Origin of the sequence: Nonomuraea sp. GTA35 (assembly GCF_041950525.1) — a bacterium.
Classification (GTDB): domain Bacteria; phylum Actinomycetota; class Actinomycetes; order Streptosporangiales; family Streptosporangiaceae; genus Nonomuraea.
This window is the reverse complement of record NZ_JBGNUV010000049.1, coordinates 1-2,424: the sequence shown is the minus strand read 5'-3', so window position 1 is coordinate 2,424 and position 2,424 is coordinate 1. Positions and strand designations below refer to the sequence as shown.

Annotated in this window: 1 protein-coding gene; it reads right to left on the bottom strand. The window is 65.8% G+C overall.

Features of this window, described 5'->3' with window-relative positions:
* Nucleotides 1–107: 107 nt before the first annotated feature.
* Nucleotides 108–1,889, bottom strand: coding sequence for a reverse transcriptase domain-containing protein (locus ACBJ32_RS59295; protein WP_375134390.1), 1,782 nt, complete (start codon nucleotides 1,887–1,889; stop codon nucleotides 108–110).
* Nucleotides 1,890–2,424 lie beyond the last annotated feature (535 nt).

Here is a 2,424-nt window from a genome sequence, read left to right as displayed (position 1 = left end):
GATGGGTCGGCCGCGCGGCGAGGTGTCAGCGGTGAGCTGGTCCTTTTCCGCGCGGCCTCCCGCCGAACCGGACGTGATGGTTTCCCGATCATCCGGCTCTCCAGTGATTACTGCGTGAGCGGTGGGGCTGGCTGCCCCGTGTGGATGTGGTCATGGCAGGCGGTGCAGACCACGAGGCTCTTGCGCCGCTTGTTGGCCATGGCCTTGGCCCAGTGGGGCTGGAGTGGGCCGGGGATGCCGAGGTCGGCGAGCTTGCGGATGTGGTGGACCTGCACCTCACCCGTTCGGCCGCAGATCTCGCAGGTGTCCGCCAGGAGTCGTTGGACGATTTCCTTGTGCGGGTAATCGACCCGGATCGGCTGACGGTCGGTGACCGCCGCCGATCGTTGCCGGTGGAGTGGTAGGCCACCGAACCGTGCGACCAGTGGCTGCCTGCCGTCGCGCTCGATCCGCGCCTCGAAACAGGTGCGGATGCCCTGCGGCGTTTGGATCTTGGCCTTGTATCTGGCCGCCATCTTTGACACCGAGGAGCGGTGCTTGCCCGCCAGGGTCTTGAGCATGGAGGTCTCCATGACCCAGCGCAGCCGGTGAAGCCGGTGGACGTCGCCGGCGAGCAGGTAGTACTGGACGATGCCCCGGTAGATGGCTCCGTAGGTGGCGACGATGGTGTGGTCGCTGCCGTCGGTCAGGGCCTTTTGCTTGGCGGGTTTGCCGCGTTGCAGGTAGGGGGCGGACTTGGCCTTGATCACATCCAGCGGCACCCGCAGTGCGACCTGCCCGTTGACCGTCCTGCGACGGCGGGTGGTCTTGCGGCTGCTGTGCTGGACGATGATTTCGTAGCCGAGGAAGCGCGCCGCGCCGGTCCTGGCGTGGGTGATCAGCGTCTTGTCCTGGGAGAGTTCCAGCTTGAGTTCGTCATGCAGGAAGGTCGCCAGGCGTTGTTTGATCTCCTCGGCTTCGGCCTTGGGCCCGGTGAACCCGAGCAGATGGTCATCTGCGTATCGGCAGTAGCGCAGCCTCCGATAGCCCGGATCGCCGGGGTTGGAGCTGGGCAGGCTGACCATGTGCCGCCGTAGCGCGCGGGCCTGTGCCCGGTCGCCGCGGCGGCGGGCTTTGGCCAGCCGGTTCTGCAGATCGAGGTAAGCAGGGTTGCGTGCCCTGCGGTCCCCTCGGGTGTACTCCGGAATCAGCACCGTCTCGACAAACTGATCGAGTTTGTGCAGGTAGATCGAAGACAGGATCGGCGAGGCGACCCCGCCTTGGGGAGCCCCGGACAGAGTGACGCCCCAGTTCCAGTCCTCCAGGTATCCGGCCGTGAGCATGTTGCGCACCAGCCGCAGGAACCGGTTGTCGTGGACCTTCTCCGACAGGATCTTGATCATCAGGTCATGATCTAAGGATCCGAAACAGTCGGCGATGTCCGCCTCGATGAACCAGGCCGTCCCGGTCCAGGTGTTGGCGATCTCCCGCAACGCGGTATGACAGCCTCGCCCAGGCCGGAACCCGTGGGACCGGTCGGAGAACGTCGGCTCGTAGTACGCCTCCAACAGAAGACGGACCACCTCCCCGACAAGCTTGTCCGACCAGGTAGGCAGTCCCAGCGGACGCGTCTTCCCGTTCGGTTTGGGAATGTGCACCCGCCGCACCGGGCGAAACCGGTAGCGCTCCTGGCGCATGGCCTCGATGATCCGGCCGATCTTCGCCTGGGACATGCCGTCCACGGTCTCCTGCGTGACCCCGGGTGTCATCGCGCCGTGGTTGGCGTAGATGCGCCCGTAGGCCAGCAGATACAACTGCGGATTGAACAGTTGCCGATACAGCTCATTCACCGGCAGGCCACGCCTGCCGCGATCACGCAGGACACCCAGCACCGTTGTGGCGCTCTGCATTACGCATACCTCCCGATCTGGTGGTGTCCCATCACCTGGCCCCCTTCGCCCTGCGGGCGGCTTTCCCGCCCTCCTCGGCCGGTCGTGACTCCGGCGACTACTACGGGGCCTCCGTCGCCCTGGGGCTCGCGCCCGGTAGGCGATCCCGCGATTCGTCTCTGTTGCACGTGACAGCGTGACGTAGGCGTCCCACTCATCTCCTTCAACACCCTCGCTGGGCGTCGCCCCGTGCTCTGGAGGTTGCGGCGGGAAACCCTAGACCCCGTCGCAGAGCACGGCACCGGTTTCGGTGGTCTTTCCGGCGGATGGGAACTTGCATCGACTGGAGATTGGGCTTCAGGCAATCCAGCTTTCGCCATATCACGCGGGTCCCCCCGGCACCCCGCCCCTGACCACTGGGCCCGGTCGCCGGGTTTCCTGACATGCTGTTGTCCCCTTCACCTTTCGGATCCAGGTCAGTCATTCGACCCAGGAACCTCCCTCCAAGTCCCTCCCGGCTATGCCGGGGATGCAACAGAGCGCCTCGCGGCGCACA

Excerpts from the sequence above, each read along its gene's own strand:
- ACBJ32_RS59295 (WP_375134390.1), bottom strand. The coding sequence starts at position 1,889 with ATGCAGAGCGCCACAACGGTGCTGGGTGTCCTGCGTGATCGCGGCAGG.